Source organism: Ilyobacter sp., from assembly GCF_041583315.1.
GTDB lineage: Bacteria > Fusobacteriota > Fusobacteriia > Fusobacteriales > Fusobacteriaceae > Ilyobacter.
This window is the reverse complement of sequence record NZ_JBFHGC010000169.1, coordinates 1-5,053: the sequence shown is the minus strand read 5'-3', so window position 1 is coordinate 5,053 and position 5,053 is coordinate 1. Positions and strand designations below refer to the sequence as shown.

General features: G+C 37.4%; 4 protein-coding genes and 1 riboswitch. Of the genes, 2 read left to right on the top strand and 2 right to left on the bottom strand.

Annotated features, from left to right (window positions below; all coding sequences use genetic code 11):
* Window positions 1-218: 218 nt before the first annotated feature.
* The gene (locus ABZA26_RS07230; protein WP_372713852.1) at window positions 219-1,556 is read left to right on the top strand and encodes a rhodanese-like domain-containing protein; all 1,338 of its coding nucleotides are present in this window, start codon (window positions 219-221) and stop codon (window positions 1,554-1,556) included.
* 36 nt (window positions 1,557-1,592) lie between these two features.
* Here the strand turns inward: ABZA26_RS07230 and ABZA26_RS07225 are convergent, their stop codons facing one another.
* Window positions 1,593-2,987, bottom strand: a complete 1,395-nt coding sequence (locus ABZA26_RS07225; RefSeq protein ID WP_372713851.1) for an NAD(P)/FAD-dependent oxidoreductase — start codon at window positions 2,985-2,987, stop codon at window positions 1,593-1,595.
* Window positions 2,988-3,042: 55 nt separating this feature from the next.
* A complete protein-coding gene (locus tag ABZA26_RS07220; RefSeq protein ID WP_372713850.1) occupies window positions 3,043-4,104 on the bottom strand; it encodes a low specificity L-threonine aldolase in 1,062 nt (353 codons plus the stop codon).
* Between the two features lie 107 nt (window positions 4,105-4,211).
* Window positions 4,212-4,290, bottom strand: a riboswitch (glycine riboswitch).
* A 395-nt stretch (window positions 4,291-4,685) separates the two neighbouring features.
* On the opposite strand from ABZA26_RS07220, the gene ABZA26_RS07215 reads away from it, so the two are divergent.
* Window positions 4,686-5,053, top strand: a 368-nt coding sequence (locus ABZA26_RS07215) for an HNH endonuclease (protein ID WP_372713849.1), incomplete at its 3' end; no start/stop codon positions are given.

The following is a 5,053-nucleotide window of genomic DNA, read 5'->3' as shown; positions in this document are numbered from 1 at the left end:
TTTCCTTCTGAAAATAAAAATACTGTTCAAATTAATATTTCAAATACTGAGAAACAATTGTAATGTTAATTGACAAAATACAAAAAAATGATAGAATGATCAGTGCGGTTAGATTTATAAAAAGCAACTAAACAGGAAAAGTCTTTTTTAGTTTGATAGCAATTAACATAAGTTATTAAAATATTAATATAATTAATTTCTATGAGGAGGAAATAACAATGAAAAAAATACTGCTTATATTTTCAGTAATGCTTTTCGTTATAGGATGCAATAGTAAGCCTAAAAGTCCGGAAAAAGTCTCAAAAAAAGTCGAGATTGTATCCACCAGAAAGGTAAAAAAGAGTCTGAATGAAAGAGGCACAGTGGTTATTGACACAAGAAGTTATGATGAATATAACGGTTGGGATATCAAAGGGACAGGGATACAGGGGCATATCAGCGGGGCCTACAATCTTCCTGCAGCATCTCTGAAACATGAGATTATAGAGGCCTCCCTTGAGAGAAAAGGCATAACAAAAGAAAACAAAATAATTTTATATGGTGATGACACCAGCATGTCAGAGATACTATCTGACAAGGGATATGATGTATCTGTTTATGAAGACGGAATAGAAGAGTGGAACAAGAAAAAATATTCCATGGAAAAACTTCCGAGATATGAGTCTCTTGTACCTGTAAGCTGGGTAAAAAAGCTCCTTGAGGGAAAAGAGATCCCTGAGTATGACGGAAGACCCATAAAAGTAATCAATGCAGGATGGGGAGAAAATGGTAAATTCCATAAGACTGGTCATATTCCAGGTTCTTATTATGTTCATACAGGATGGTTTGAAGAGGGACCTCTATGGAACAGAGTGAGTGATAGTGCTATAAAAACTGAACTTGAAAAACTAGGAATTACAAAGGAAACCCTTGTAGTTGTTTACGGAGATGATCCGATGCCTGCAGCAAGGTTTGCGATAATATGTAAGTATGCCGGTGTTGAAGATGTAAGGCTTATAAACGGCGGATGGAAAGCCTGGCAGGAAGCTGGATATACTTCGGAAGTCGGTATAGATTTTCCTGAATCTGTAGATGATTTTGGGATGAAAGTTCCTGGGAATCCTGATATTATTATAGATCTTCCTGAAGCAGAAAAATACTTGAAAAGCAAAAAGAGTGACCTTGTGAGTATAAGAAGCTGGAAAGAATATATAGGGAAAACAAGTGGTTATGACTATATTAAACCAAGAGGAAGAATAAGAGGAGACAAGTGGGGGATGGGCGGATCTGATCCTTGGCACTTAGAGGATTACCGTGCAGATTACGGGACTTATATGAGACCATATAATGAAATTCTCAAGATGTGGGATGACCTGCAGATAGATACGGATAAAAAGATCGCCTTTTACTGTGGGACAGGATGGAGGGCCAGTGAAGTTCTTTTTTATGCCCAGGTTATGGGATTAAATAAAGTGTCTCTATATGACGGCGGGTGGAAAGAATGGTCTGAAAACCCGGAAACTGAGGATAAAATCCTTAAAGGGGAACCTGAAAATCTAAATGAAGAAAAATACTGATAAATAAAAATCCTCCGGTATCCGGAGGATTTTTATTTAATGCTTTATTGATTTTATAAGGCTTACAATTGGATTATCCATAAGTTTGTCTACGTATGCCCTTTTTCCAAGTTTATTAAAAGCTTCTCCGTATGTGGGATAAGGATGGATAACACCAGAGAGCTTGTCCAGAGAAAGACCGTTTGATTTTACAGCCTGAATCTCACAGATCAAATCTCCAGCCCTGTCTGCTAAAATCTGAGCCCCTAAAATATTCTTTTTACTGTCACAGATAATTTTAACTCTGAAAATATCATCTTTTTTTGTTTTTGCCCTGTCTAGTTCATCTCTTCCAAGAAGATACACATGAATATTGTCATGTTTTTCTCGGGCCTCGTCTTCAGTGAGACCTGCACTGGCAAGTTCAGGCTGGGTGAATGTAGCCCAGGCTACGTGTGAGTAGTCTACGGACTTTTTAAGAGGTGTGAGGGCATTTTGCACAGCAATGATACCCTGGTAATTGGCCATGTGTGAAAACTGATATGGTCCGGCGACATCCCCTATAGCGTATATACCGTGTATATTTGTCTGGAGATGTTTGTCCACCTCTATACCTTTTCTATTATATTCTATTCCTGCATTTTCCAGTTTCAGAGATTCTGTATTTGGTTTTCTTCCTACAGCTACCAAAATAGACTCTGCAGACAGTTCCGTTTTTTCCCCGTCTTTTTCCACTGTGAGAACTATCATCTCTCCATCTTTTCTTATTTCCACAGCCTTTGTCTTGATATGGATATTTACTCCCTCGTCTACGAGTTTCTCTCTCAGAATCTGAGCAAACTCCTGATCCTCTCTGAAGAGTATATTGTCTAGCATTTCCACCAGATGAACCTCTATACCTATACGGTTCAAAGCCTGGGCCATTTCTACTCCTATGGCCCCTCCTCCCAGAATGATCATAGATTCAGGAAGTTTTTCAAGAGCAAACAAAGATTCGTTGGTAAGATAGTCTACAGTATTCATACCAGGTATAGGAGGAATAAACGGAGCAGATCCAGTTGCTATGATGATACTTTTTCCGCTAAATGTATTTTCTCCTACTCTTACTGTTTTATTTTCTGTAAACTCAGCCTCTCCCTTGAGAAAATTAATTCCCATTTTTTTAAGGACTTCTGGAGTCTCATGGGAATAGACATCCTGAATAACTGTTTTAATATCTTTCATTATTTTTAATGTATCAGGTTTAAAGTCGCAGTACTTCCTGGCAGAATGGATCTCCTTGGAGATATTTATAAGAGCCTTGCTAGGAACACATCCTGACCAGGTACATTCTCCGCCGGTTTTATCTTTTTCTATCAGAAGCACTGACTTACCGAATCCCCTGGCAGTGATGGCACAGGTCAATCCCCCTGCCCCTGCTCCTATCACAATGAGGTCAAAGTCAAAAGTCATTTTTATTCCTCCCGTAAAAATTATTGTTTCAGGGAAAGTTCAATGCCTTCTTATTTTATGAAGCACAGCATGTCCCTTCAGACAGACATATACTTTGTTTTTTTAACACATCCTCTAATTTATTCACAAAAATATCGATATCCTCTTCTACTATATCAAAGGACATTACAAATCTCGATTCTTTCTTGTATTCATTCCACAGGTAAAAATATGAGAATTCCTGCATTTCAGCCACTGCATCCATAGGTATTTTTGCAAATACAATATTTGCCATGACATCATTAGTCACTTCCACACCTAGGTTGACAAGTTTTTTCTTGAGGTATTTTGCCATTCTGTTTGCTGTAGAGGCATTTTTATGCCATAAGTTATCCTCTAAAAGCCCCAGATACTGAGCGGATATAAATCTCATTTTTGAGTGAAGCTGAAGATTTTGCTTACGAAGTCTCTGGAAATCTTCTGCCAGTTCTTTTTTGAAGAATACGATAGCTTCTCCGAACATAAGACCGTTTTTTGTACCTCCGAAAGATAAAACATCTACACCACAGTCAGCAGTCATCTCCTTCAGAGAACATCCTAGGGCTGCAGCGGCATTTGAAAGTCTGGTACCGTCCATATGAAGGAGCATATTGTTTCTTTTTGCAAAGGCAGAGATATTTTTTATTTCAGCAGGAGTGTACACAGTCCCGATCTCAGTAGCCTGAGTTATTGAGATGATATGAGCCTCTGGTTTATGGAAAGACCCCTTGAAAGAAAGGAATTTTTCCGCTGCTTTTATATTAAATTTTCCGTCTTCAGAAGGAACAGGAAGAAGCTGCATCCCTGTAATCTTTGTAGGTGCTCCTGCTTCATCTTGAAATATGTGAGCGGTCTCAGGACAGAGAACACATGTGGCTCTCCCTTTCATGGCCTCTAGTGCCAGCACGTTACATCCGGTTCCGTTGTATACGAAAAATACTTCTACATCTCCGAAAACTTCTTTGAACTTTTCCTTAGCTTTTATAGTTGTAGGATCCAGTCCATAGGCAAAAGTATGTCCCTTGTTTGCCTCTATAAGTTTTTCCATAATCTTCGGGTCTACCCCGCTAAAGTTGTCACTTGCAAATGTTTTTTCCATCTTTATCCCCCCTAAAATTATCTACAGATAAATATTTAATAACTACTAAAAATCCGGATGAGATACAAAAAAGGCTACAAAAAATGCAGCCTCTAGAAAACAAGTGATTGTTTTCCTCTGTCCATTTTACCTGAGAGTATTACTCCTTCGGCGACTGACTAAACAGTTCTCTCCAGAGGCTCGTCCAGAATAGGTCCACTTTACCTGAGAGTTTTACTCCTTCGGTGGCTGATCAAACAGCTCTCTCCCTATACCTTCGTCCGACTTTATTAAATTTTATTTATTGCAATTATTTTATAGTATTTTACTGTAATTGTCAAAGAAAATTTGAAAAAATACTAAAATTAGAACGTACGTCCTAATTTTTTGGACAAAAATCCAAGGCGGAGTTTCACATTTCAAAAGTTGTTTATCTCTAATCTTTTGCACTAACTGATTCCTGTAAAAATTGTCCATATATAACTGAACAGCAAAATATAGTATGTTTTGAAATATTTATAAGAGGATAGAAAGAATGGGACTTGAATATTTTCTATATAGATAATGGAGATGCAGATAAAATATTTTTAGGGGGTGATCTCGTGATAAATCTCATTTTTTTCTGGATAGTGTTTTTTATAATAATTTATATTTTTACAAAAGAAGAAAGTCGGAAAGAGGAAAAAAACAGTGAAGATATACAGAGCCCTGAAAAGGAAAGCCTGAATATTTTAAAGAGAAAAGAATTGAGAACCTATTTTGATGACAGGCTTACATATAGTGAAAAAGAAAATGTTTATGAGATTTTTGGCAGGAGATGCTTTAAATGCAGCAGTGAAAAACACCTGTGCATAGACCATCATCTGCCTATTTCAAAAGGCTACCCTTTAAAAGATGAGACTGCAGGACTAAATGCTGTAATCTTGTGTGAAAAATGCAACAGAAAAAAACAAAATAAGCTTCCAGGTGA

What these genes read in the sequence shown, in the direction of transcription:
- ABZA26_RS07230 (WP_372713852.1), top strand. Translation starts at nt 219, where the DNA reads ATGAAAAAAATACTGCTTATATTTTCAGTAATGCTTTTCGTTATAGGA.
- ABZA26_RS07225 (WP_372713851.1), bottom strand. Translation starts at nt 2,987, where the DNA reads ATGACTTTTGACTTTGACCTCATTGTGATAGGAGCAGGGGCAGGGGGA.
- ABZA26_RS07220 (WP_372713850.1), bottom strand. Translation starts at nt 4,104, where the DNA reads ATGGAAAAAACATTTGCAAGTGACAACTTTAGCGGGGTAGACCCGAAG.